Origin of the sequence: Galbibacter pacificus (genome assembly GCF_029603165.1) — a bacterium.
Taxonomy (GTDB): domain Bacteria; phylum Bacteroidota; class Bacteroidia; order Flavobacteriales; family Flavobacteriaceae; genus Galbibacter; species Galbibacter pacificus.
The window spans coordinates 95311-121506 of record NZ_JAQSVC010000006.1 but is presented as its reverse complement, the minus strand read 5'-3'; the positions used below and the strand labels follow the sequence as shown (position 1 = coordinate 121506).

The window sequence follows — 26196 nt, the reverse complement described above, 5'->3', positions numbered from 1 at the left end:
CAATGGGTTATAAAAAGACCTGTATAGTTCTGCTGCGTTATTTATATCGTTTATGTTATGTGAGTAGGTATCGAAGTTATACTTATTTTAGTTTTCTCGATTTGGTCATCAAAGGCATATGTAAAATTGAGTGCATTTTCATCACCTACAAGCATTCTGTCTAGCATGGAAGCCTCGCCGTTATTAAAACGGGATTGAAGGGTTTCTATGATAGTTGCAGGCAATTGGTCTATTATGTCTTGTAAACGCCATGTCTCATTGTATAAAGCATCCGTAACCACTTCGGTATTTTGGAACTTTTCTATTTCATTGGTAAGTACATCCGATTGCAATGTTGTAGTTAGTGCTTCATTCCAGTTATTATAAATATCAAAGGCCCAATCCATAATATATTGCTTTAATACATCATTTTCAATGGAGTTTAAATATTCGTTTTGTTCTATTTGCGAACGGTCAAGAATACCTTCGGTCCCAATATCCTTAAACAAAAAGTTATCCTTATCTTGTAAATGGATATCAAAACTGTTCATGCTAAATTGACTAAGAGAAAAGTAGTAGATTTCTGGGTTAGATGATAACCTTCCACCCAAAACCCTAAAGTTAGTATTGGGCTTTCTATACACATAAGGATTGTCCAACTTTGATGCCCGCATAAAATTCATTGTTGTTACCTTATTGTAATATAAAGGACTTTCTTTACCTTTTCCTACGAAAAAAAATTCTGCATTATCTTCTGTCCGTGTTGCAGGAAGATCAACTTGCAATATAAAATGCTTGTCGGAAATACGGTTGACAATATCTTTAAAATAAGACCTTGTCAGATTGGCCTCTTTTAATATTTCATCATTGCTATAATTTTCCCGGTCTTTCATGGTTTTCAATGCCTTAAACTTGGGTAAGTATTCCGCATAAACATTGTCCCAATCAAGTCCAGAGCGTTCCTTTTCTTCATAGAAGTAATTGTATTCATTGTCCATGACGCTCCAAAATACTGTAAAGAGATCTTCATAAGATTCTACGGCATCACTGGAATAACGGTTTGTTTCGGTTATAGATTCGTCGTCGTCCCTTGTACAAGATGAAAAGGAAATAACGGTCAATATAATTAGGCATAGCCTTAAAAAGGCCTTTGTTTATATTATTTTTTTTCATTTTATGATGTTTTAAAGATTACGGGAAATTCCTATGGTAAACATGGAAGTTGTATGGTACATATTCCTGTTGTTGATATTGTTTTTTTGCAAACCGGACAAACCGTATAGGTATGAATAAGAAGCATACATGCTGAACTTCTCGAAAGCATATCCGAACTGAAACTGACCTTGAAGTCCGTAATCGAAGCGGTTTAACTGGTTTTCGTTTCTTTTAAAATCATACTTTTCCTCAATTTCTTAGCTTATAGGGAAAATATATTCTTTAGTTAGTTCAAAGATTACAGGGTATTGTCCTTTTCTTTTCATGCTCAACCAATATCCTGTATATGCTACACCAGCAATTTTAATCCATGCGTCTTTTTCTTTAAAAGGGTTATTTATAAGGTAAGCCCCTGCCATAACAGGAACGCTGATGTAATTATTGGTAGACTTGGTATACCATCCTTCTCTGGCTCCGGTTCTTTCAAATTCAAAATTTTTCTGAACGAAAGAAGCACCTCCGGAAATAAAAAAAGATTGGTAAAAACGGTATTCAAGCGATAAATTAGTTGTATAACCCCAGCGACTACTATATTTGGAGTCTACACGATTTGATAAGTTGTAATCGAGTTCATTGTTTGTTACACCGACATCAAAATTAATTCTCAGCCTGTCCTGTGCCTCCGCATTATGCAGAAAGAGGAAAGAAAGTACCGTGAATAGGCAAAATAGTAAATTAGCTTTTTTCATAAGTGTTATATTTAAATTGTCATGTTTTGCGTTTAAAGATTATGCACGCTCCTATAGATAGTTGTTTTATAAAAAACTATTATATTTTATATATTGGACATTTATTGCTCTATTAATATAAATTATTTCTATTATTTCATAGAATTTTTATTATAATAATAAAATATTATTGATAATACATGTAGTTTATAAGCGATAACAATAAAAAGTTTGCCTTTTTTGACTTAAAATGAGGGGGAAATATTAGATTGAAGTATTGCTTGGCGGGAGGTGCCTTGAAGTATTTTTATGTTTGTTGTTTTTGTTACAACCAAAAAAAGGGCTGTCCTCGGTTTTTAAGAACAGCCTCAATTTATAAGTTATATATGTTTTATCACCCTTTTAACCAGGCTTCACGTAAAGTATCTTGTTGGGGGGTCGTGGTTTCCATTTTTGCTATTTTGTCCACTTCAATGCTAGGGGAGCCTACCTTTCCTTTAAGGGTCAACTCCTCTCCATCTCTATTTATAACCATGTTGACTTCGGTTTCGGGCTGCCATGACATAGAGCCAATTATAACGTTTCTTATGTTTTCCATTGTAAATTCTGTACCGTTAACCGATTTGATGACATCCCCGCTTTTAAGTCCCAATGCTTTCATGGAGCTATTAAGGGCTGTTTTTCTTACAAATATTTCATTATTTTGCGGATTTACATCTATATAAGGGATTTGCCCGTTTAAGAAAAACCCTGTTTCTTTTGCTTCGGTATGGAATGTTAACCCTGCCTTGTTTAAAAACTCATCATAAGGAATAGGAGTGTCGCCAATAACATAGGTGTTGAAGAAAGTTCTAACCTCGGGGTAGGTAAGCGAAACTATTTTATCGAATAATTCATCATCTTTAAAAGACTTGTCCATTCCATATTCCTTGGAAAGCTGTTTCATTAACCATAAAATTCCTTTTTCACCATTGCTTTCCTCGCGGATAATAATGTCGAGGCACATCCCGATAAGGGCGCCTTTTTCGTATACATTGGCATATTGGTCTTTGTAGGGTTCTACCAATACATTTTTGCTCATTTTTGTAAATGACAAACTATCGTTGTAACGCTTTGAGTTTTGAATTTTTGTGGCAATCCTGTCGTAAAAATCTTGTTCGTCAATAAGTCCTTGATTTATTTGGAACAGGTTGGCAAAATATTCGGTAACACCTTCGTACATCCATAAATGTTCGGACATTTTTGGGTTGTTGTAGTCAAAATATTGAATTTCTTCCGAATGAACCGTTAATGGGGTTACAATGTGGAAAAACTCGTGCGAAACAACATCTGTCATGGTTTTTACCATATCTTCCTTGGGCATGGTTTCGGGCAATACAACGGTGGTGCTCGTGTGATGCTCTAATGCTCCAAAACCTGTTGGGTCGCCTTTTTCCATAGCGCCTAAAAACAATAGGATGTTATAGGTTTTTGTTGAATTGATGTCCCCTAAAAATGTTTTTTGGGCTTTCATCATTTTTTCCATTTCGTTTTTTATGCTTACGGCAGAATAAACTTTATTAGGAGAATAGACCGACAAGGTTACTTCAATATCGTTTACCGAAAAAGTTTGGGAATCTGGTTTGGAGTACATTATCGGGTTATCCGTTACCTCAAAATAGCGGTTGGCAAGAAAAGTGTCGGTATTTGCTTCTTGTGCTTTGGTAGTAGCTTTATGTAGCGACGTGGAAGCTTCAAAACCACTTGGATGCTTAAAATGCAACAAATAGGATTGTTCTTTTAAATTATCAAAATACCCTACAAACATATGAAGGTTTAAAAAGAAGTCCTTATTGGCCTCGATATTGCTCCCTGCCGGGGAAAAAACGGGGTCTTCTACTTCGCCTTCGGTATCAAAAGAATCATTTACGTCGTATTCAATCCGGTCTAATTGTGTAGCATTGTCTATTTTCCACGTATTTACGTCCACACTGGTGGCCTGTAATGGTTTGTTGTTGTAATCGTAAGCGGTGAGGTTTTCTATAAACTGCCCATAATCGTTATTGCTGTATGTTCCGGGAACGGTTTTTGGGATATAAAAATTAATGCTTTCGGCAGTGAACCTTCCCGGGTCTACCGAAACATGTACCATATCGTTCTTTACATTTACCAAGTCTATATTGGTTTCTATGGGCATGCTGGTTGCAAGATCGTTTACTTTTGGGGTACAGGCCACGATAGAAGCGGCAAGCAGTGTAAAAATTAATTTCTTCATATTCTTATTTTCTTCAAATTTCTGTATAAGACCTTAATATTTTAAATTAGTTACCAATTTTAACTATTAAATAACTTTTTCAGGTAAATGGCAACGCCATCTTCTTTGTGGTGTTCTGTAACGGCTTTTGCCACAGATAGCACTTCTTTCCTTGCATTGGCAACTGCCACGCCACAACCAACGGCGGCAATCATCTCCACATCGTTATAATTATCGCCAAAGGCCACTGTTTCTTCCAGTGTAAAATCGGGATAGCAACAATTTAGCAGTTTGTTGATCCCGGTAAGCTTTGAAACTTCTTTATTGGCTATCTCAATATAGGTTTCTTTAGATCTGTACAGGTGCAAAACAGCACCGTAGTTTTCTTCAAGATAGGTGTAAATTGCATCAATTTTATCTTTATCGCCCATGCACATAATTTTATGGGCGCCTTTTCCTTTTGATTTCCATAGGGAAACAACATCTTTGTTTGTTTTAACTTCTGGAGACGTCTTGGTATTTGTTTCTTCTCTTAATGCCCAGTAATCCATACTATCTACATACCAATCGTCTGCATTAAAAAGACTTATATGAATTTTATCCGGACCGTTTTTTTCGTTTTCGTTAACCAATTTTTCTATGATGCCTACGGGGATTTCGGTAGAATGTATTACTTTTTTATTTTGAACCACATAAGCTCCGTTAAAAGCAATTAAGGGCAGTTCCAGAATATCTAATTCTTCTTGTAAATGATACATTTGCCTTGGCATTCTGGAAGATACAAGTATAATGGGGATTTTGTTCTTTAATTTTTGTATTTCTTTTATGGTGGGTTTTGTAAGTTCTCTTTTTGGGCCCAATAGCGTTCCGTCTATATCGCTAAAAATTATTTTGTACATTGAAATAGTTTAGGGATTTGTTTTTATAAAGGGAATTTCTTGTCCGTTTTGGTATAGTATTAAGCCCACGACCGTGTTGTTTTCATCGCGTTCAAAAACAATTTTGGCTTTAACAATTTTATAGAAGAAGGTAGATTCTCCTTGATAATACACAGGGAATTCCGGTTGATTGTTAAGTTGGGCATGCAGGGCATCTTCAACTAGAGAAAAATTATATGTCATGTTTAAGCCATCGTTTATATAATTCCCTTCAAAATCCATAAGTTCTTCGGCAGTAATGGGCATTTCTTCTTTGGCAAAATCCAACGGATTTTTATCCGGGTCCATTAAATATTCTGCAATGTCCTCGGCAGGGCTGGAACCGGAATTCGTCATAATGGCGACCACTTTTCCATGTTTGCCATCAATAGCAATAAAAGTCCTAAATCCGCCTGTGCCGCCCCCGTGAAAAATAATGCCCTCTGGATTGATAAACCAAGCAAGTCCGTGCAATTGGCCCTCTTGATCTTTAAACTGAACGGTTTTTGTGTATTCTTGGGCTTTATATAGCGGACTATCGTTTTTTAAATAGCTCTCTCCGTATTTAACAAGGTCTTTTATGGTGCTCCTTATACCGCCCGCAGCCGCCATGGCCTGAAATTTCCAATGTGGCACTTCTTTCTGGGAAAGGTATCCCTTTGCATAATTTTCTTTTTGGCTTTCGGGAACTTTAAAATATGTATTTTTTAAGTTTAATGGCGTCAAAATTTTCTTTTTTACCAAGTTTTGATAAGTATCGTTTTGGCTAATGGATAGGATTTCGCCCAAAAGTCCGGCCCCAAGATTGGAGTATTCAAACTTTTTCCCAACATTCCTGGGGATATAATGGCTTAAAAAAGAAAACATGTCCGACCGGGTATAATTGGCATATGGATTCATTTGATCCGTAACATTTATATTGTTTGGAATTCTTGGTAGGCCGCTCGAATGCGTAGAAAGGTTTTTAAGGGTCACGGAAACTCCTTTTTTATCGGTTAAATCAATAGAATCGGGCAAAAACTCATTGGCTTCATCATCAATGGAAATAATACTGCCCACAGCATATTTTGCCAGCAACAAGGAAGTAAAGGTTTTGGTAATCGAACCTATTTCATAAAGGGTGTTTTCGTCTGCCTTTATCTTGTTTTCGAGGTCTTTGTAACCTTTAACATAATAATATACCCCAGACGAATCCAATACGCCTACTGCAATGGATGGGTTGATATGGTTGTTAATACGATATTGTATTTCTTTTTTTACATTTTCGGGAATTTGGGCAGTCCCGGCGTTTAAAAAGAAAAAAGTTACCGCAAAAAGGGCGGTATGTTTAAACTTCATTTGATGTCTTTTATACTTTATACGTTTTGTTTTAATCTTTAGTTCACAAATAGCGATTAAAAGTTGTAAATTTTAAGGGGGTGAATACTTTAAACAGCATATAAAGCAATTATGCGTAAAGGTAAGAAAGAGTTATTGAAATTCTATAAAAGAATAATAATATAAATAGATGCTTTATTTAACACCAAAATAGATTTAAGAATTTTATTTTTGAAGAAAAATCAAACCTATGCGCTATTTATTGGTTTTCTCGCTATTGTTTTTTCAGCAATTATCGGCAAATGCCCCATTTTGGGGCAAAACTGGTCACCGTGTTGTGGGTGAAGTTGCAGAGCAGCATTTAAAAAACAGCACAAAACGAAAAATAATGAAATTGCTGGACGGGCAAAGCCTGGCCTTGGTATCTAATTATGGCGACGATATAAAATCTGACCCAAAATACAAAGAGTATAGTGCCTGGCATTATGTAAACTTTCCTTTTGATAAAGCATATGGCGAAGAAACCCCCAGCGAATATGGGGATATAATTATTGGTATTGATAAATGCATTGCGGTTTTAAAAGATGATAATGCCAAAAAGGAAGACAAAGTCTTTTATTTAAAATTATTGGTTCACTTTATGGGCGATCTTCACCAGCCGTTACATGTGGGCAGGGGCGAAGATAAAGGTGGAAACGATATACAGGTACGCTGGTTTAACGAGGGCAGTAACTTGCACCGTGTTTGGGATAGCGATATGATTGATTTTTACGGAATGAGTTACACAGAACTGGCCAACAACTTGCCGGTGTATTCCAAAACACAGGAAAAGTCCATTGCCGAAGGAAGTATTTTGGACTGGGTCGAAGAATCGCAGGAATTGGCCAAAAAAGTATATGCATCGGCAAATACCGGAGAGAAATTGGGGTATAGGTATATGTACGATTATTTCGATACCGTAAGGGCACAACTTGAAAAAGGCGGGCTGCGTTTGGCCAAGGTTTTAAACGATATTTTTTAAGCCCTTTTTGAAGATAAACAGCTTTGCGGTAAAGGTATTTTTTAAATTTAAGAATGCTCGACAAGTTCCTTTCTGTATTCCTTTGGAGTTTTATGAAAACGTTTTTTAAAAGACTTTGTTAAGTGGCTCTCATCGGTAAAGCCCAGTTCGTAACTAATTTCAGAAATGGTATAATTCGTGTTTTTTAGCCGGTATTTTACAAGCATTAATTTATAGTTAATAATATATTGCCTTATACTTTCCCCGGTTTCTTTTTTAAAAAGCGTTACAATATTGGCGGGAGACATATTGAATTTGGCAGCCAAGTGCTCTATTTTTACCTGTTCGGGTTCGTATACATGTGTCCGGATGTACGAGAGTATCTGGTCTGTTTTTTTTAGGTTCAGAGTTGGCTTAACGTCATTGGGGTTGTACGTTTTAATAATGCTTCTGGCCAAAATGCTCAAAGTGGTTGTAATGGCATTTGTAATAATGCTCCAGTAAAACTCGTCCTTACTCTTGTATTCGTCTATTATAAAATCATGGATTCTCCATAACCTTTTTCTATCATCATGGCTAAGCTGGCATTCCCTGGGCATAATGTTGGGGTTGTGCAATATGTGCTCTATGTTGTGCAGCCAATGCTCTCTGTCTGGTAAACTGGACTTACTTGAGAACAGGATTTCGGTAAACTTAAAAGCAGTGTAACAGGTCTGGCTGTTTGGATTAATGTAGTAATCGTCTTCGGGGGCAATTAAAAAAATACTTCCTTCATTATATAAAACTTCTATTTCATTAATTGTAATAATACCCTTACCATATTTAATGTAAAGGATTTGGAAATAGTTATGCCTGTAGTTAGAAGGACTCCGTTTGTTAATCACTTCTTCTACCAGTAGAAAACCTTCGTGAAAGGCACCTGTTTTCATGTTTTATTATTTAAAAATCAGTTGATTCCTTCAAAAATAGAAATTTTTTTATTGTTTTTTACAAGTTGTAAGCCTTATATCTGGGTAACTTTGTTCTGTAATTGGAAGTAAAGATAAAACGTTCATTAAAATATACATTTTACCTATTTATATGAATGATTCTTGTATAAGATTTTTCATAATTTTTGGTTGGTTAGTTTGTAGAGCCGTGCGTAAACGTGCCCTAAACCGTTCTGGTTCGGCTCTACTTTTTTAAAATGAATAGGTAATTACAAAGATTTGTTTGATTATTTTTTAAGTTGGTTAGTTTGAGAAGGCCGCATGTTCCCTAAAGTGCGGCCTTTTCCTTTTTCATGAAGTTTTAATCTTCAATTACCGTTTTGAGCTCGTTTCGGTATTGAGAAGGAGATTTTCCCGTAAATTTTTTAAAGGATTTATTGAAGTACGAAAAATTGTTGAAACCACTTTCAAAGCATATTTCGGTAATACCAATGGGTTTTTCGGCAAGCAGTTTGGAGGCGTGCACCAATCTGTATTCATTAACAAAATGTGTAAATGTCTTTCCCGTAATCTGTTTAAAATAACGGCAAAAAGAAGGGACCGTCATGCCAGAAATATTGGCAATTTCTTCTAAAGTAATTTGTTGCTGAAAATGTGTCTTCACATAATTAAAAACAATATTGATCCTGTCGTTGTCCTGAACATCGGCTTGCATGGAAAAGCCTTCGGCATTTAAAATCTGGTAATCTTCGGATAACTGAAGTTCGTTTAAAATAGACAAAAAGCCCAGCAACCGTTCAAAACTGTTCATCTTTTCCAGGGCCTCGATGCGGGTCCCGATTATTTCTTTTGTTTTTCCGTTAAAGGCAAGTCCGCCCTTGCAGCGCTTAAACAACAAACTAATGTTGTTCATTTCGGGTTTAGACATAAGTTCGGCACCCAAAAAATCGGGCAACATCTGTATAACCACCTCATTTTCGTTTCCCGTAAACTTATCGGTAAATCCACAATGAGGAAGATTGGAACCAATTAAAATAAGGTCTCCTTCGGTATAATAAGAGATATGGCTCCCAATTTGCCTTTTCCCGGCACCTCCTTTTACATATACAAGCTCTATTTCTGGATGGTAATGCCAATACGATGTGTTCTGGTTTTGGTTCTCATCGTATTTAATGAAAGAAAAAGAACTGCCGAAGGTTGGGTTAATTACTTCTAATGCAGGCTTTTTAATACTCATAGCTATAATACAACTTAATAAATATACATGTTCTATCGGGGTGCAAGATACAAAATATTACCATAAATATGTGCTATTTTATCCTTTACATTAAATTAACATACGTGTTGTGTTAAAATAGTGCATAAACTTGAAAATCCTGACGTAGTGTACCTGCTGTGTTGCACCTATCTTTGTAATGTAGTTAAAATAAATGTCTAACTATTAAAAATTGCAAGAAGATGAAAAAAACAATTAAAAACAGTATGCTGGTTGTTATACTAAGTGTAATGACTTTAGCCATGGCAAGAGCCAACGATTTTTACCTTTCGGTAAAAAAGGACGATAACAGAACTGTTGACCTGTTTATTGAGAAAACAAACCAGCCTTTGGCAATCTCTTTTGTTGACGCAAGAGGCGAGGTGCTTTATAATTATAAGTATAAAGAGTTACCAACAAACGTAAAGCGTTATAACTTTAAAAATTTACCAACGGGAACTTATTATTTCGTGGTAGAAAGCGAAACTAAAATAGAAAAGGTGCCTGTTGTACTTTCTGAAAACGAAACTGTTGTAAAAAGGGGAAAAACAACAACTATTTACAAACCTTATTTTAGAAAAGACAACAATTTGTTGAGTGTGAACATGTTGAGTATTGACGAATCTCCGGTAGATGTTAAAATTTACAACGAGACTACCAATCAACTAATTCACGAAGAAGTATTAAAAGGGGAAAAAAGCTTAGGAAAAAGATTTGACTTCTCTAATGTAAACGGAGTTTACAGATTTGAAGTAACACACAAAGGAAATACTTTTTACAAAACAGTTAGCTTGTAATCTTACATTAGATTTTAAAGTTGGAAAAGGGAGAGGTTAGACTCCCTTTTTTTTATGCCAAATTTTTACCGAAGTCCATTTTTTTAAGGCTTTTTAATGGCTCCGGCCTAAAATATCTTTATGTGTTAATATACCAATATGCCCAGAACATTAATGCAAATTGTAATGGTACGCGCAATATTAACATCCATTTTGGAGCTACTTTTTCAAACTTTTTATCCTGTAGCATGTAAATATGGACAGGGATAAATGCTAAAAGCATTATTATAATTCCCCACAAGGCCATGTTTTTCAGGCTGGTAAACAATAATATCCCCAACAGTATTTCGGCAAGGCCGCTAACATATACCATTACTTTTTTGTACGGAATGTAAAGTGGCATTATGGACACGTATGTATTTGGTTTTACAAAGTGCAATGTTCCGGTAATTATATAAATAACGGCCATTAAGTAAAAGTGCCATGGATGTTGCATATTGGTTTATGTATATGATGTTTTTTTATTTTTTTATGATTAAGGCATTGACTTCTTTTTTTAATTTTGGGAGGTGATTTATTAAAATCGACCAAATGTTTTCATCAGAAATATTGTCGTAAACATGAATAATATGGTTTCTTAAGCCAACAATAGATTTTGCATGCGTAATATGGTCTGCATAAGAAGCATCATATTTTATAATTCTGTTTAAAGCCTCTCCAATAATTTCTAAATTTCTTTCAATGGCCCTTTTTAACATTAAGTTTTCTTTGTAAGTATGGAAATCTTTGTTTGTTTTTTTGAAATATCCTTCAATTTCATCAATTGCCATTTTAACGTCGTATAACCATTTAAGAATCCTTTCATCCATAAATTAATTCTTTGTTTCTGTTGATGGAATTAATTAAGATTGGATTTTTGAGGGTTTGCTCTTCAATCAAATCGATTTCCCTACCTAATAGTTTTTTTAAATTTTCTTTAAAATCTATATAATTGTCGAAGTATTGTGCTAAATCTATGGGCTTGAACTTTACCAAAAAATCGATATCGCTTTTTGTGTTGAAATCCGCATTTAAAACCGAGCCAAAAAGGTACATTTTTTCCACATGATAACTGGCGCATAACTTCTTTATATTATCGATATGGTTTTCAATCGGGCTCATTTATCAAATGTAACGAATTTTTATAGAGCAATCTATTTTATATATTCTGCCCGCCTAAAGCGTACAGCTTCCCAGTCGGGGTTTATTTTTAATATTTTTACTTGTTCGTAGCGGTTTTTTACCAATGGGGCCCAGTCGTAATCGTCGGTGATGTCGGTAGTAAGTTTTTCTGATTTTTTTCTGGGGTGGGCAACCCACAGTACCACATCGTCCTTGAGTTTGGGGTGCAGGGTTTGCATTTGGCCTTCCAGTTCTTTTATGGTATTTACAAAAACCAAAGCAAATTCCATTTTGTTTACCTGAATGAGCGATTGGTAAATATCTATATCTACCAAATTGGCCAATTGCTCGGCAAAACCTTCGGGTTCGTTGAGAATCAAGATTTCTTTTTGATTCTCCAGCTTCAATTTTTCGAATAATGTTTTCATGTTATTGGCAGTTTATGAGGTATGTGGTATAGGTATTGGTTTTTGTACTTATACAAGGTATAAAAAATATTTGTCGGGAGCAACATACCGTATTTAATTGAGTAACTTAAAACCTTAAACCTTTAATAGTGATAAGGGAAAAGGGATTAGGGAGATAGTTGATTATTAATTGTTAACTGGATAATTGATAAATGATAACATTGCTGCTAAAACTGCTATTTATTGTGCTCCAATACCAATTAAACATGCTCCAACGCTATTTGAACATGCTCCAATACCAATTGAACGTGCTCCAACGCTTTTTGAATGTGCTCCAATACTGTTTATGGGCGCCCTTATTTCTATAGGCTTTATATGGCTACATATATTACTCACTGATTTACAGCGAGTTGACCTTGACAAACTCCTGCAAGGTCTTTTTTATGACCTTGTAGGTCTGTATTTCGGCTTTAAAACACCTACAAGGTTTTGAAAACCTTGCAGGATAAAACAAAAACAATAGATGTTAACTTTTTTACACCAAACTCCCTTTAAATACCAGCGGAAGGCCATTTCTACTTAATAAAAAGTTTTATGCCCCATTGTGCTTATTTTACATTGTTACATTTATATTATGATTTTTATCGCATTTGAAAACAAAGAGCTTTTGTATCTTTGGCATAATTAAAGTTCGAGGAGGGAGCCTAAAAAACAAAGTGATGAAAATAGAACAAATATACACCGGATGCCTTGCCCAAGGCGCTTATTATATAGAATCTGAAGGAGAAGCTGCCATTATTGACCCATTGCGGGAAACGGCCCCTTACATAGACCGTGCAGAAAAAGGAGAAGCCAAAATTAAATATGTTTTTGAAACGCATTTTCATGCCGATTTTGTTTCTGGACATGTTGATTTAGCCGAAAAAACAGGAGCAACCATTGTTTTTGGCCCAAATGCCAAAACAACATATGATATTTACCAGGCAGAAGACAACGAAGAATTTAAAATTGGAAAGCTGACCATAAAGGCACTCCATACCCCCGGGCACACATTGGAGTCTACCACGTATCTTTTAATTGATGAAGATAGAAACAACAAAGCATTGTTTACGGGAGACACTCTTTTTTTAGGAGATGTAGGAAGGCCCGACCTGGCCATAAAACAAGATGTTACCAAAGAAGATCTGGCAGCAATGCTCTTTGATTCTTTGAGAAATAAAATTATGCCCTTGGAAGACCATATTATTGTTTACCCCGCCCATGGAGCCGGATCTGCCTGCGGAAAGAACTTGAGCAAGGAAACCGTGGATACCTTGGGCAACCAAAAGAAAACAAATTATGCGCTTCGAAGCGATATGACCAAAGAAGAATTTATAGAAGAAGTTTTGGATGGCATTATGCCGCCACCGCAATATTTTTCTAAAAATGCACTTTTAAATAAAGAAGGGTATGAAACTTTTGAAAAAGTACTAAAAAAAGGAAATGCCCCGCTTACCCCTGATGAATTTGAAGCTATTGCCAATCAAGAAGGTGCACTTGTACTGGATGTAAGAAATCAAGACGAGTTTTTAAACGAGCACATTCCCAATTCTATCTTTATAGGCCTGAACGGTTCTTTTGCACCGTGGGTAGGCGCTTTGATAAAAGACTTAAAACAGCCTATTTTACTGGTGGTGCCGGATGGAAAGTCTACCGAGGCCGTAACACGCTTGTCTAGGGTTGGGTACGATAATACTTTAGGTTATTTGGAAGGCGGACTGGAAAATTGGAAAAAAACAGGAAAAGAAACAGATACCATACAATCTATTACTGCCGATGCTTTTGAAAACGAATACAATAACACCATAGAAATATTGGATGTGAGAAAGCCGGGGGAATTTGAGGCCGAACACCTGCAAACAGCCGATAGTTTTCCTTTGGATTTTATAAACGATAACATGGGGCAATTGGATAAAACCGAAAAGTATTACATTCATTGTGCCGGCGGGTATCGTTCTGCAATTGCTGCCTCCATATTAAGGGCCCGGGGCTATAAAGATTTAGTGGATATAAAAGGGGGGTTTGGAGCCTTAAAAAACACCCAGATCCCTAAAACGGACTTTGCCTGCCCGAACTCGTAAAAAGGGCAAAAAACTATAGAAATGCTTAGAAAAGATTATCTTTTAGGGTTTTTAAACGACTTATTTGAAGCCCTCCAAAAAATTAAAAAGAAGGTTGGCACAAATATAGAAGATTCAAGTACCGATATAGCAAATGCATATGACATGTTGGGTAAGGATGTTAATTTTTTTCTGGACAATGAAATAGATGTGCTAATTGATTTTTTTAATGCTAAAAACAACGAACATCTTGAATCGATAAAATACTTGGCCGAACTTTTATATTATGACAGCCTTACCCAAAACAACAACGTGCTAAAAGAAAAAATGCTTCTAAAGGCACGGGAGCTTATTAATTATTTTAACAACAATTCCACAACTTACGATCTTTCATCATTTCAATTATCAGAAAAAATCGCGCAACAGTTAGTTAATCTTTAGGTTTGTTTTTTTTAAATACCGTAAAACTGTATTTTTATAAAAAATGTTGGTTTGAAGAAAAATATGGGTCAAAAAGACAAATTGGTCAGGGTTGTTATTGCCTTTATAATTGCTGTATTGTTTTATTACCAAATAATTAGCGGTATTATTGGCGTAGCGTTACTGCTTTTTGCCATAGCAATTTTACTTACCAGCCTATTTAGGTTTAGCCCGCTGTATAAAATTATTGGGATAGATACCAATAAAAACGGTAACTAGGCCATAGCCTTGAAGAAAAGCATTTGTAAAAGAATGAATTATACAATTTCTGCACTAAGCCCGGCCTGAAGTAGTTTGGAACAACGCGGTTTTAAATCGTCGTATTCGCCGGTCTTAACTGTACACTTTCCTTTATAATGTACAATAATAGAACATTGTTCTGCTTGTTCGGGGGTATGCTCACAGGTATTGATGAGCATATCTATAACATATTCAAAAGTGTTCACATCGTCATTATAAAGAATGATTTCATTCTGTTTTACCACTTCTTCCTCAAGTAATAATTCTTCTGAAATTCTTTCCTTTGTACTCATATTCAGTATTTTGTACTAATTTATAAATTTTACGGCAACCCAATGATTCTTTTCCAGATTTTCAACAAATTTTAACGAAAATTGCTCGCATCGGTCCTTTATTTTAGGAATATCATCTTTATAAAAGCCACTTAACAGCAATATTCCATCATTATTTAAACAGGAAATGTAAATTGGGATATCCTCTAAAAGAATGTTCCTATTGATATTGGCAATAATTACATCGTAGTTTTTATTATTTAGCAATGAAGCATCGCCTTCATATACTTTTATATGCTCACAATTGTTCCGGGTTATATTTTCGACCGCGTTTTCAAAACACCATCTATCTATATCAATGGCATCTATGTTTGTTGCGCCTTCTTTTTCGGCCAGGATTGCCAACACGCCCGTGCCACAGCCCATATCCAGCACTTTTTTTCCTTGAAGGTTGTTTTTTAACAGAAATTGAATCATCATGTGCGTGGTTTCGTGGTGCCCGGTCCCAAAACTCATTTTGGGCTCGATAATGATATCGTATTTGGTTGATGGTTTTTCGTGAAACGGGGCTCTTACGGTGCACAATCCATCTACTTCAATAGGATGAAAGTTCTTCTCCCACTCGGCATTCCAATTTTGTTGCGCTATTTCTTTGTAGGTAAAATTAACCTTAAAAGATTCATTTTTGATTATTTCAACCGTTTCCAAGACATCTGGTGTCCATTCATTTTTCTGAATATACGCCACTACCCCTTCTTCATTTTCAACAAAACTTTCAAAACCGGCATAGCCTAGCTCGGCTATTAATATTTCGTTTCCCGGCTCGGCGGGATTGACGCTAAATGTATATTCCAGATATATTTGATCCATTTTGGTAACGGTAAAAAAATTGCCCTTCCATAATAGTTTTACAGAAAGGCAATGGTATATGTGTATTTTATATTTTTAAATTGCCTTTACGATTGCCACAAAATCTTCGGCCTTTAAAGAAGCACCGCCAATTAGTCCGCCATCGACATCGGGTTTAGAGAAAATTTCTTTGGCATTGTTTGGCTTTACGCTTCCGCCGTACAAAATTGAAACCTCGTCTGCCAGCGATTGACTGTACTTTGCCGCAATTGTATTTCTAATAAATTCGTGCATTTCCTGAGCTTGTTCCGGACTGGCTGTTTCTCCGGTACCAATTGCCCAAACTGGCTCGTATGCCAAAACAATATGCTTCCATGCATTGGTGTCAAGATGGAACAACGCATTTTTTAACTGACTTTCAACCAAATTAAAATGTTTGTCGGTTTTCCTGTCTTCCAGTTCCTCTCCAAAACAAAAAATTACATCCATATTATTTTTAATGGCTGCATCTACCTTTTGGGCCAGCAAGGCATCGTCTTCACCAAAATAAGCCCTGCGCTCGGAATGCCCTAAAATAACTGTTTTTATGCCTACACTTTTTAACATGGCCGCAGAGATTTCTCCTGTATAAGCCCCGTTTTCTGCTTGGTGCATGTTTTGGGCCACTACTTCAATGGTATTTTCTTTTAAAGCTTCATATGCCGGGTACAGGCTTGTATAAGTAGGAGCTATTTTTACCTCGGCATCGGTGGCCGGCATACTTTTTTTTAGATCGCTTATCAGGGTCTGTGTTTCGGCAAGGTCGTTGTTCATTTTCCAGTTTCCGGCAACAATTTTCTTTCTCATTATTTTCTTTTTATTATACTATTGGTGTTTGTTTTAGTTTATACAAAAATATTAATTAAGTAACAGCATGGCTATATACTTAACATCTTCTTACAATTAAAGTTGAAAGTGTTATTTTATTTACTCTTCCATTTTTTTCATCTCTTCCAAAGTTAAAACTTCATATTCAAAATCATCTCCAAAAAGATTTTTGCCATATTCTTCAACGGTTGCGGTTGTATCCAACCCAGCCTCCTTTCTTCTTGTATTAACATTTTCTGGATCCTTAATTGGCCAAATAATGGGCATCCTTCCTTCAGCTGTATTTATATAAGAGCCTTGTGTTCCATATATCTGCATCTTCCCTTGTTGCATTAAATAACGGTCTTCCATTAATGCCATTAATCGTTTTGGTAATTCCCCTTTTTCTGCTTCTTTTCGAAGCATAGGCAAATATTCTTCAATCTTTGGAGAATGTTGAATTACATACCATGCCACTTTATCGGTTGGCTCTCCAACCAATGATTTTCCTGGATATCCATATTGGTCAATAATTTTGTCAACTGCAACCATATTTGTAGAGTCAATTACCGGCCATATTTTATCCATGTAATCATTTACCTCCTCCTGAACCTCTATTCCAACTTCTTTTGCTATGGAATCTTTTTTTGCTTTACTTTTTGCGTAATAAATTTCTCTTATCCCTTGATCCAGTCTGTATATACTGTCTAGTTGTTTTTTTAATGCTGTATTAATTTCAGGTTGCTTAACTACATCCTTACTAAACACAAATTCATCGGCATCGTTATAATGTAATTTCTGGGTTATGGTTCCTTTTTGAAGTTCTAAAAGCGCCGGATTGGAGCGTACAATGGTCTTTACGGTGGTTAAGTCGCAAAAATAAAAGTCGAAATCCAACCCATACTTTTCTTTTACGGGAGCTATTTGTTCTGAGTTTGAAGCCGACAGGCCTATTACCCTATATCCTTTTTCTTTTGCTTTTTCTGCTACTTTTTTAATTGCTTGCAACCCTTTTTCATCGGCTTCGTTGATTACCCTGGAAACCACTACCAATACATGGTTTAGATCCATGATTTCTTCGGTATGGTCTTCGCCGTCAATTTCCATGGTAAAATCGTGAATGGGCGGTTCGTAACCTTTTTGGATCTCGGTAGTCTTTACATCAATAAATTCGCCATCTACCGTTGGATAATCGCCATTGGTAGTTATCACTTTTTCTTCACCATTTACCTTAAATTTCCATGCATATTCATATATGGACTTTGGGGCATTTTCGGGAATTTGCATCCCCTTCATAATATTCGCTCCTATTTTATATGGGCGGAAATCTATTACCGGCAAATGGTTGTATACATAATAAACATATATAATACACAATGCCAAGGCTATAAATGTTCCGGATTTTGCAAATTTAACCGTTGATATGTGTTTCCTTCCGAAGAAAAGAATTAAAATAAAAAATAGTAAAACAATATCTTTTGAGAAAGATTGCCAAGGTGTTAATTTTATGGCATCTCCAAAACACCCACAATCGGTAACCTTGTTATAATAGGCCGAATAAAATGTTAAAAATGTAAAAAAGAAAATCATTAACAGCAAACTCCATGTAGTAAACTTAGGTTTAAAACCCAATAAAAGCATTACGCCGAGCAAGGTTTCAAACACAACAATTACAATGGCTATGACCAATGCATAGGGTGTTAAGAAATCCAAGTTTAATACGCCCGGGCTAAAATACTCTTCTAGCTTGAAAGAGAAACCTACTGGATCGTTTAATTTTATTAATCCGCTGATGATAAATAATAAGCCCACCAAGATTCTTGCTATTGAAACCAATATTTTACCCATTCTTTTTATTTTTCATTTAAGTGAATCATGGCAAATACCGAGTAATTAATCATATCTTGATAATTGGCATCAATCCCCTCGCTTACAATGGTTTTGCCTTTGTTGTCTTCAATTTGTTTAACGCGCAATATTTTTTGAAGTATTAAATCTGTAAGCGAGCTTACGCGCATATCACGCCATGCTTCGCCATAATCGTGATTTTTGTTTTCCATTAAAGTCTTGGTCTGCCCTGCTTTTTTGTCGTACATGGCCAAGGCATCTTCAGCAGAAAGGTCTGCATATTTTGCCACGCCTTTTTCTATTTGCACCAACGCCATGATGGAATAATTGATAATCCCTATAAACTCGGATATTTCGCCTTCATCTACTTTTCGCACTTCCTTTTCCTGCAATGACCGTATGCGCTGTGCTTTTATAAATATTTGGTCTGTTAACGACGGAAGCCTTAAAATGCGCCACGCACTACCGTAGTCTTTCATCTTTTTTTCAAACAATTCACGACAAACGGCAATCGCTTCATCGTATTGTTTTGATGTGTTTTGCATAAGTTTGATAGTATTTTGCGTAAATTTCGCTTAAAATTTTTAAAAGTTCAAAGTTAGCCATATAAACTTTACCTTTTAATTACTTTTAACGACCGTAAAAATTTTCTTGAATATAAAGTAGCTATATAAAATGACTATCAATTGCAATGGTGCCCCTGTAGACCTTTCCAGTCCAAAAATAATGGGAATCCTCAATATTACCCCCGACTCTTTTTACGATGGTGGAAAATACACCAAAGATACCAACATACTCCACTGCGTGGAAAACATGCTTGGGGAAGGTGCTACCTTTATAGACGTTGGAGCCTACAGCTCCCGCCCCGGTGCCGATGAAATTTCTGTTGATGAAGAACTAAGACGGAGTGTTGCAACTGTGGAGCTAATAGTAAAAAATTTTCCAAACACGCTTATATCCATAGATACTTTTAGGGCCAAGGTTGCCAAAGAGAACATTGAGGCCGGTGCCTGTATGGTAAACGATATCTCTGGCGGGACCTTAGATGCCGATATGCTCTCAACGGTTGGCAAGCTTAATGTGCCATATATTTTAATGCATATGAAGGGAAACCCGAAAAACATGCAGGAAAATGCTCTTTATCATAATTTTATGCGCGAGCTGATTTACTTTTTTTCTGAAAGGATTGCCGAGGCCAGGGCACATAAGATAAATGATATTATTATAGACCCGGGCTTTGGGTTTGCCAAAACATTGGACCAAAATTACGAGCTCATGGCAAAACTAGACTTATTGCACATTATCAACCTACCCGTACTGGTGGGAATAAGCCGAAAATCAATGCTATACAAACTCTTAAATACCAATCCCGAAAATGCCCTTAATGCCACCACGAGCCTCCATACCGTAGCACTTGGCAAAGGAGCACACATAGTAAGGGTCCACGATGTAAAAGAAGCCATGGAATGTATAAAAATACATGAAATGATAACAAAAAACCGAAAGGATATTTGATCCACGTGCAATATTATAACCTGAGTTGGATTATTCTAACTTTGTCAAAAATGCATATAGATAGTGAGGTACAAGGCCTTTTTGAAGGCAATATGGGATATTGTGTCAGAAAAAGCCGAAGCAGATTGCTGAATAGAGACGATTAAGGCTGAATTTTTTAATAAAAGCACCTGTTTCCTACGTTAACTTTTCACGAGATAGCTCGCTATCCCTTAGAAAACCTGCCTTGCAACCAAATACTTTTATTAATTTTGGCTTTGTTGTAATAATCGAACTCAGGTTTATATTTTAAGCTAAACTAAATTTTATATTTTTACATAAAACCAATACGCCTTGGAATTATTTGATTTTGTTGAATTAAAAATAGTAGATATCATCGATATCTTTTTAGTGGCATTCTTGTTTTACTACTTGTACAAACTGGTAAAAGGGACCGTTGCCATTAATATTTTCATAGGGATTGTAGTTATCTATGTAATTTATTTACTTACAGAGGCGCTTAACATGCGCATTCTAAGCAACATATTTGGAAAATTCATTGGGGCTGGGTTCTTTGCACTTTTAGTAGTTTTTCAACAAGAAATCAGGAAGTTCCTCCTTATGGTAGGGTCTACCAATTTTACCAGCAAAAAAGGTTTTTTAAAGCATTTTAACTTTTTAAAGCACGACGGGATTGGCATAGACACCAACATAGATGCCATACTTGCGGCCTGCGAAAAAATGAGCATTATACATACCGGTGCCCTCATTGTTATAGAAAGGAACACCTCCCTTGATTTTGTAAAGCATACGGGAGATACCATGAACATTGAAATAAACCAACCAATTATAGAAAGTATCTTTTACAAAAATAGTACGCTTCACGATGGTGCGGTCATTATAGAAGGCAATAAAATTGTTGCCACGCGTGCCATTCTTCCTGTGTCTAACGAGCGTACCATTCCGCTCCGTTTCGGGCTTCGACACCGGGCCGCTATTGGGGTAACCGAAAAAACAGATGCCGTTGCATTGGTGGTAAGCGAAGAAAACGGTCAGATTTCTTATATGAAAAATGGGGAATTTGTACTTTACAATGAACTTTCTGATTTAAAAAACATGATTATCAAGGATTTATCCTAACATTTAAAGAAGCAGAAAAGTCCATGTTCTTTATGAAACTCAATCCCCATTCAAAAGTCATTATTTAGCCTACTCAATATTATAATAAGACTTAGTCATTAGCATGAACAAAATATTCAAGCTATATTTAAGTATGCTAAAAGCAATTAAAAATGGACCTTTCTTTAAATGCTGAACGTTTTTCCGGTAATAAATACGTAAATCTATATAATAGATTTCGCCCATCCCCTCCAAAAGAAATACTTCAGCTTAGCCTAAACTATCTTGGAAAGACCAAAGCAGCTTCCATTATAGATTTAGGTTGCGGCACTGGCATTTCAACTAAATCATGGACTCCTTATGCAAAAAAAATAACAGGAATTGAACCAAGTAACGAAATGATAGAAATAGCTATAGATAATACTAACAGCCCCAATATTAAATATATTTCCGGTTATGCTAGCAATATTCCTGTTCCATCTAATAATGCAGACATAGTAACATGCTCACAATCTTTTCATTGGATGGAGCCTAAGAGTACTTTAAAGGAAGTAAATCGTGTACTAAAAAAAGAAGGTGTTTTTGTCTTATATGATATTATATGGCCTCCTTCAGTAAATTGTGAATATGAAAATGCATACAATGAACTATTCGATAATATTACATCAATAACCCAAAACATTAACCAACAAATATCCAATAAATGGGATAAAAAGAAGCACCTATTAAACATTAAAAACAGTAACTATTTTAGTTTTATTAAAGAAACTTTTTTTCATAAAACAGATATATTATCTACTGAACAACTTATAGGTATTGCTTTAAGCCAAGGTGGTTTAGAAGCTTTATTGAAACTTGGTTTTTCGGAAAATGAAATAGGTTTAAACAATTTTATAAAAAAAGTAAAAAAAATGAAAATTACCCCATATAAGAAAATAACATATAATTACAGGGCAATATTTGCAATTAAATAAATTACTTTAAACAGCTTCTTCGGCCATAAACTGTACTTCGTATAAATTTCGGTAATATCCGTCTGCTTTTTTAAGCAACTCGGTATGTGTGCCAGATTCTACTATTTTTCCGGCTTCCATTACCAAAATCCTGTTTGCTTTTTTTATGGTTGCAAGTCTGTGCGCAATTACAATAGACGTCCTTCCTTTGGTAATTTTATCGGTTGCTTTTTGAATCAAGATTTCGGAATGCGTATCTACCGACGATGTGGCCTCATCGAGCACCAAAATACTGGGATCGCTTACATAGGCACGTAAAAAGGCTATAAGTTGTCGCTGTCCGCTGGAAAGCATACTTCCTCTTTCTTTTACGTTGTAATGGTAACCACCGGGCAAACTTTTTATAAATTTATGAATGCCAATATCTTTGGCCGCTTGTATTACGTCTTCTTCCTTAATAGAGGGATCGTTTAAGGTAATGTTGTTCAAAATAGTATCGGCAAAAAGGAAAACATCCTGCAATACAACCGCTATTTGAGAGCGTAGCGATTCTAATGTAAAATCGTTAATATTAACTCCATCGGCTAAAATTGCCCCCGAATTGATATCGTAAAAACGGTTTAACAAGTTTATAATGGTCGATTTTCCGGCTCCCGTAGCGCCTACAATAGCAATGGTTTCTCCCGGTTTTGCTTCAAAAGAAATTCCATGCAAAACTTCTTCATCTTCTAAATATCCAAAACGGACATCTTTAAAAACGATGTCACCTTTAAGGTTTTTCGCAATAACCGTCCCATCGTTGTCAATTTTACTATCTGTATCCAAAATATCAAAAACACGGTTGGCGGCAACCATCCCCATTTGCAGCGTATTAAACTTGTCGGCTATTTGACGTAAAGGCCTAAAAATCATGGACGAAAGCATGATAAACATAAAAATATTACCCAAGTCTTCCGCACCGTCTGTAACAGCTCTTAATCCTCCGTACCAAACAATAAGTCCGGTGGTAACGGCCGACATTAATTCTACGACCGCTATAAAAATGGAGTTGTACCAAACCGTATTTATCCACGCTTTTTTATGCTTGTTGTTAATTACTTTAAACTGATTGTATTCTTCTTTTTCACGAACAAAAAGCTGTACGATCTTCATTCCGGTTAACCGTTCCTGAACAAAAGAATTAAGGTTCGATACTTCTTTGCGCACTTCAATAAAGGCTTTTTTCATGGCCTTTTGAAACAATCGGGTGGCGTATAACATTAACGGTAAGATTGCAAAAACGATTAACGATAATTGCCAGTCGAAATAAATCATTACTCCGGCCACCACAATCATTTTAAGCAAATCGCTCACGATCATGAACAGACCATCGCTAAAAATGGCTGCTATACGTTCGATATCGCTCACCGCCCTGGTTACCAAAATACCAACGGAAGAATTATCAAAATACTTCATCCTGAAACGGAGCATGTGCTTAAACAGCTTTACCCGGATGTCTTCAATAACAGATTGCCCTAGCCAATTGGCATAATAAATAAAGGAAAGCTGGCTAATGACTTCCAGGAACAAAACCGCGGTCATATAAACAACAAACATGAGCAATCCGTGCGCATCTTTGTTTAAAATATAGTCATCTACGGTATATTTTAGTAATATGGGCCGTACCGATGAAAATACAGAAAGCATTATTGCTGCAAGCGCAACTCCCAAAAAAGTAAGCCTGTATGGTTTTGTATAGCGCATTAACCGCCTAAACAACCCCACATCAAAGGTATTTCCTGTTGTATCTTTACTCATTTATATTTTTATATATAGCATCGGGGTATAGAACTTCGGTTAAATACAATCCGTGTGCCGGAACCGATGCCCCCGCATTGCTCCTTTTTTTACTTTCAATTATTTTTTTAACGTCTTCAACAGAAGATTTCCCCATTCCTACATTTATCAACGTACCAACTATTGCACGCACCATATTCCTTAAAAATCTGTCGGCGGAAATATAAAAAACTAACTTATTTTTTTCCTGTACCCAAACTGCTTTTTTAACATCACAAATATAGGTTTTTACATCTGTGTTGGATTTAGAAAAACACTGAAAATCTTTATGTTTTAATAATTCGGTTGCCGCTTCGTTCATTTTATCGACATTCAAATTGGCTTTTAAATAATATGCAAAATCAGTATAAAATGGATCTTTTTGCTGCACTATCCAATATTCGTAACTGCGTTGCTCGGCATCAAATCTGGCATGTGCATCGCTGTTTACTATTTTTATGTCGTGAATGGCTATATCGGTCGGCAAAAAGCTGTTCAACTTATAAATCAGCTCATTTTTGTCTATCATAATTTCCATATCAAAATGGGCGTACATTTGCTTGGCATGTACTCCCGAGTCTGTTCTTCCCGCTCCTAAAATTTGAATTTCGGCACGTAAAAGTGTAGAAAGTGCTTTTTCCAATACTTCCTGAACCGAAATGGCATTGGGTTGATTTTGCCAACCGTGATAGTGCTTACCATTGTATGATAGCTCTAAAAAATATCTCAAACCAAAATGTTATTTTTGCAACAAGGTACAAAGATACCAATATTTTAAAGCAAGAAGTTAAAGGGAAAAGGTTAAAAATTTAATAATAAAAAACAATGCATTAAATTAAACATTCCCATTTTTATTTTCTGATTGTCCGCTATTGGTCATACCATGATGCTTAATGCCAGAAGCAGAATCATTTTGATTAATTACGGATATTCAATTTATTTTTATGTGACTTTATTTTTAAGAACCTTCAACCTATTTTATGCAAAAAATACTATTGCTATCAGACACGCACAGTTTTATTGACAACCAAATATTAAAATATGTCAAGCAGGCAGACGAAGTTTGGCATGCCGGGGATATTGGGGACCAAAAGGTTACCGACACCATAAAAAAACTAAAACCCTTAAAAGGTGTTTTTGGTAATATTGATGATGATGTAATAAGAGCCGAATTTCCAGAAAACAATAGGTTTATGTGTGAAAATGTAGATGTATGGATTACCCATATTGGAGGTTACCCAAACAGGTATGACAGGAGAATTCGCGAAGCTATACAAAACAACCCGCCAAAATTGTTCATAAGTGGGCATTCTCATATTTTAAAAGTCATGTGGGATAAAAAGTTAAACCTTCTGCATATGAACCCCGGAGCGGCCGGAAAGTACGGTTTTCATAAAGTAAGAACAATGCTCCGGTTTGTTATTGATGGTGAAAACATAAAAGACCTGGAAATTATCGAGCTGGAAAAAAGAGCGTAAATACTCGCCTTTTCTTTTTAAATTTTCAGCTTATATTCTAAAAAGGGTGTATTTTTACGATTGACAAAAAGAAAAAACATGAAAAAAATTGCTCTCATCCCAGTTTTATTAATGGCCGGTTTACTAAATTTTTACGGTTGTACATCCATGAACACTGCCGGAAGCGGTACTCAAAACAGTAATGTAATGTTGAATACTGTTCAGTCTGTTTTAAAAAACGGCACACAATCTGCTTTTGATGTTTTTGGCGATCAAAATAAATTTATGACCAATGCGCTTATCGATGCCGCCATGCCACAAAAGTTAAAGGACATCAACAGTAAATTGGAATCTTTGGGGCTTTCTCAAGTTGTAGAAAAAGAACAGGCATTGATTAGCGATATTGCCAATGCTTCCATAAATACTGCCCGCCCAATTGTTACAAAAGCCATTAATGAAATGACCCCTCAGGATGCCATCAATATTATTTCTGGCGGAAAAGGTGCTGCTACCCAATATTTAAAAGGTAAAACATATAACGACCTTACAACAGCCATTGGCCCAGTAGTAAACAAACAGACCGAAAGCCTTGGGATTAACTCATTACTCTCTAACGCTTTGGGTAGTAACAACAGCTCCCTTAATGCTATTTTAGGTACTGTTTTAGGAAATGGCACAGCTACAAACACTACAGAACTTTTAAACGATGCTATTACAAAACAACTAACAGATGGCCTATTTAGCATTGTGGAAGATGTGGAAAACGATACACGTGCCAACCCTTCAACTATATTAAACTCAATATTAACCAATTAAGCTAAATAATACCTAAAGAAGCGCTGTCTTCCTGAGTTTATTGAAATTTTA

27 protein-coding genes and 2 pseudogenes are annotated in these 26196 nt (G+C 35.9%); 10 read left to right on the top strand and 19 right to left on the bottom strand.

Going from position 1 to position 26196, the window contains the following annotated elements:
• Positions 1–50: 50 nt before the first annotated feature.
• The 5 genes from PSF86_RS15460 to PSF86_RS15440 all read right to left on the bottom strand — a co-directional run bounded on the left by PSF86_RS15460 (position 51) and on the right by PSF86_RS15440 (position 6350).
• On the bottom strand, positions 51–1100 hold the full coding sequence (locus PSF86_RS15460) for a hypothetical protein (RefSeq protein WP_277900997.1): 1050 nt from the start codon (positions 1098–1100) through the stop codon (positions 51–53).
• A 291-nt stretch (positions 1101–1391) separates the two neighbouring features.
• A complete protein-coding gene (locus PSF86_RS15455; protein ID WP_277900996.1) occupies positions 1392–1883 on the bottom strand; it encodes an outer membrane beta-barrel protein in 492 nt (163 codons plus the stop codon).
• Positions 1884–2256: 373 nt separating this feature from the next.
• Positions 2257–4116 carry a M61 family metallopeptidase gene (locus tag PSF86_RS15450; RefSeq protein WP_277900995.1) on the bottom strand — a complete coding sequence of 620 codons (1860 nt, stop codon included), beginning with the start codon at positions 4114–4116 and terminating at the stop codon, positions 2257–2259.
• 59 nt (positions 4117–4175) lie between these two features.
• Positions 4176–4994, bottom strand: coding sequence for an HAD family hydrolase (locus tag PSF86_RS15445; RefSeq protein ID WP_277900994.1), 819 nt, complete (start codon positions 4992–4994; stop codon positions 4176–4178).
• 9 nt (positions 4995–5003) lie between these two features.
• Complete coding sequence (locus PSF86_RS15440) at positions 5004–6350, bottom strand: serine hydrolase domain-containing protein (RefSeq protein WP_277900993.1); 1347 nt, start codon at positions 6348–6350, stop codon at positions 5004–5006.
• Between the two features lie 229 nt (positions 6351–6579).
• Between PSF86_RS15440 and PSF86_RS15435 the strand changes: the two genes are divergently transcribed.
• Entirely contained in the window at positions 6580–7350 is a 771-nt protein-coding gene (locus PSF86_RS15435; RefSeq protein ID WP_277900992.1) for a S1/P1 nuclease, read from the top strand.
• 47 nt (positions 7351–7397) lie between these two features.
• On the opposite strand, the gene PSF86_RS15430 is transcribed toward PSF86_RS15435, so the two are convergent.
• Together PSF86_RS15430 and PSF86_RS15425 are read right to left on the bottom strand one after the other, a co-directional pair.
• On the bottom strand, positions 7398–8258 hold the full coding sequence (locus PSF86_RS15430) for an AraC family transcriptional regulator (RefSeq protein ID WP_277900991.1): 861 nt from the start codon (positions 8256–8258) through the stop codon (positions 7398–7400).
• A gap of 361 nt (positions 8259–8619) precedes the next feature.
• Positions 8620–9495 carry an AraC family transcriptional regulator gene (locus tag PSF86_RS15425; protein WP_277900990.1) on the bottom strand — a complete coding sequence of 292 codons (876 nt, stop codon included), beginning with the start codon at positions 9493–9495 and terminating at the stop codon, positions 8620–8622.
• A gap of 221 nt (positions 9496–9716) precedes the next feature.
• On the opposite strand from PSF86_RS15425, the gene PSF86_RS15420 reads away from it, so the two are divergent.
• Positions 9717–10310 (top strand): T9SS type A sorting domain-containing protein, encoded by a 594-nt coding sequence (locus PSF86_RS15420; protein WP_277900989.1) that lies wholly within the window; start codon positions 9717–9719, stop codon positions 10308–10310.
• Between the two features lie 118 nt (positions 10311–10428).
• Here PSF86_RS15420 and PSF86_RS15415 read toward each other — a convergent pair whose 3' ends face one another.
• The 4 genes from PSF86_RS15415 to PSF86_RS15400 are packed head-to-tail and all read right to left on the bottom strand — an operon-like array spanning position 10429 to position 11878.
• The gene (locus PSF86_RS15415) at positions 10429–10785 is read right to left on the bottom strand and encodes a DoxX family protein (RefSeq protein WP_277900988.1); all 357 of its coding nucleotides are present in this window, start codon (positions 10783–10785) and stop codon (positions 10429–10431) included.
• A 25-nt stretch (positions 10786–10810) separates the two neighbouring features.
• Complete coding sequence (locus PSF86_RS15410) at positions 10811–11158, bottom strand: HepT-like ribonuclease domain-containing protein (RefSeq protein ID WP_277900987.1); 348 nt, start codon at positions 11156–11158, stop codon at positions 10811–10813.
• Positions 11151–11450: a nucleotidyltransferase family protein gene (locus PSF86_RS15405; RefSeq protein ID WP_277900986.1), complete on the bottom strand. Its 300-nt coding sequence runs from the start codon at positions 11448–11450 to the stop codon at positions 11151–11153. Before PSF86_RS15405 ends, PSF86_RS15410 begins: the two co-directional genes overlap by 8 nt.
• Before the next feature lie 32 nt (positions 11451–11482).
• Positions 11483–11878, bottom strand: coding sequence for a hypothetical protein (locus PSF86_RS15400; RefSeq protein ID WP_277900985.1), 396 nt, complete (start codon positions 11876–11878; stop codon positions 11483–11485).
• Positions 11879–12576: 698 nt separating this feature from the next.
• On the opposite strand from PSF86_RS15400, the gene PSF86_RS15395 reads away from it, so the two are divergent.
• From PSF86_RS15395 to PSF86_RS15385, 3 genes are read left to right on the top strand one after another with little or no spacing between them, the layout of a single operon-like run.
• Positions 12577–13977: an MBL fold metallo-hydrolase gene (locus PSF86_RS15395; RefSeq protein WP_277900984.1), complete on the top strand. Its 1401-nt coding sequence runs from the start codon at positions 12577–12579 to the stop codon at positions 13975–13977.
• A gap of 21 nt (positions 13978–13998) precedes the next feature.
• Complete coding sequence (locus PSF86_RS15390; RefSeq protein ID WP_277900983.1) at positions 13999–14397, top strand: hypothetical protein; 399 nt, start codon at positions 13999–14001, stop codon at positions 14395–14397.
• Positions 14398–14448: 51 nt separating this feature from the next.
• Positions 14449–14655, top strand: a complete 207-nt coding sequence (locus PSF86_RS15385; RefSeq protein ID WP_277900982.1) for a YgaP family membrane protein — start codon at positions 14449–14451, stop codon at positions 14653–14655.
• A 38-nt stretch (positions 14656–14693) separates the two neighbouring features.
• Here PSF86_RS15385 and PSF86_RS15380 read toward each other — a convergent pair whose 3' ends face one another.
• The 6 genes and pseudogenes from PSF86_RS15380 to PSF86_RS15360 all read right to left on the bottom strand — a co-directional run bounded on the left by PSF86_RS15380 (position 14694) and on the right by PSF86_RS15360 (position 19036).
• The gene (locus tag PSF86_RS15380; RefSeq protein ID WP_277900981.1) at positions 14694–14969 is read right to left on the bottom strand and encodes an ATP-dependent Clp protease adaptor ClpS; all 276 of its coding nucleotides are present in this window, start codon (positions 14967–14969) and stop codon (positions 14694–14696) included.
• Between the two features lie 15 nt (positions 14970–14984).
• On the bottom strand, positions 14985–15818 hold the full coding sequence (gene prmA / locus PSF86_RS15375; RefSeq protein WP_277900980.1) for a 50S ribosomal protein L11 methyltransferase: 834 nt from the start codon (positions 15816–15818) through the stop codon (positions 14985–14987).
• A 75-nt stretch (positions 15819–15893) separates the two neighbouring features.
• On the bottom strand, positions 15894–16643 hold the full coding sequence (gene tpiA / locus PSF86_RS15370; RefSeq protein WP_277900979.1) for a triose-phosphate isomerase: 750 nt from the start codon (positions 16641–16643) through the stop codon (positions 15894–15896).
• 120 nt (positions 16644–16763) lie between these two features.
• Positions 16764–17201: pseudogene (locus PSF86_RS17955) on the bottom strand (DUF6624 domain-containing protein); the annotation flags it as partial.
• Between the two features lie 204 nt (positions 17202–17405).
• Positions 17406–18491, bottom strand: a pseudogene (locus tag PSF86_RS17950) (BT_3928 family protein); the annotation flags it as partial.
• Positions 18492–18496: 5 nt separating this feature from the next.
• Positions 18497–19036 carry a DUF1599 domain-containing protein gene (locus tag PSF86_RS15360; RefSeq protein ID WP_277900977.1) on the bottom strand — a complete coding sequence of 180 codons (540 nt, stop codon included), beginning with the start codon at positions 19034–19036 and terminating at the stop codon, positions 18497–18499.
• Positions 19037–19166: 130 nt separating this feature from the next.
• On the opposite strand from PSF86_RS15360, the gene folP reads away from it, so the two are divergent.
• The 3 genes from folP (at position 19167) to PSF86_RS15345 (ending at position 22078) form a co-directional block, all read left to right on the top strand.
• Positions 19167–20006 (top strand): dihydropteroate synthase, encoded by an 840-nt coding sequence (gene folP, locus PSF86_RS15355; protein ID WP_277900976.1) that lies wholly within the window; start codon positions 19167–19169, stop codon positions 20004–20006.
• A 333-nt stretch (positions 20007–20339) separates the two neighbouring features.
• On the top strand, positions 20340–21125 hold the full coding sequence (gene cdaA, locus PSF86_RS15350; protein ID WP_277900975.1) for a diadenylate cyclase CdaA: 786 nt from the start codon (positions 20340–20342) through the stop codon (positions 21123–21125).
• Positions 21126–21277: 152 nt separating this feature from the next.
• The gene (locus PSF86_RS15345; protein WP_277900974.1) at positions 21278–22078 is read left to right on the top strand and encodes a class I SAM-dependent methyltransferase; all 801 of its coding nucleotides are present in this window, start codon (positions 21278–21280) and stop codon (positions 22076–22078) included.
• A 6-nt stretch (positions 22079–22084) separates the two neighbouring features.
• Here PSF86_RS15345 and PSF86_RS15340 read toward each other — a convergent pair whose 3' ends face one another.
• On the bottom strand, positions 22085–23854 hold the full coding sequence (locus tag PSF86_RS15340) for an ABC transporter ATP-binding protein (RefSeq protein WP_277900973.1): 1770 nt from the start codon (positions 23852–23854) through the stop codon (positions 22085–22087).
• A complete protein-coding gene (gene truA / locus PSF86_RS15335) occupies positions 23847–24602 on the bottom strand; it encodes a tRNA pseudouridine(38-40) synthase TruA (RefSeq protein WP_277900972.1) in 756 nt (251 codons plus the stop codon). The genes PSF86_RS15340 and truA overlap by 8 nt, the downstream gene beginning before the upstream one ends.
• 250 nt (positions 24603–24852) lie before the next feature.
• Here truA and PSF86_RS15330 point away from each other — a divergent pair, with 250 nt between their 5' ends.
• On the top strand, positions 24853–25350 hold the full coding sequence (locus tag PSF86_RS15330; RefSeq protein ID WP_277900971.1) for a metallophosphoesterase family protein: 498 nt from the start codon (positions 24853–24855) through the stop codon (positions 25348–25350).
• 78 nt (positions 25351–25428) lie between these two features.
• Entirely contained in the window at positions 25429–26145 is a 717-nt protein-coding gene (locus PSF86_RS15325) for a DUF4197 family protein (protein ID WP_277900970.1), read from the top strand.
• The last annotated feature ends 51 nt before the right edge of the window (positions 26146–26196 follow it).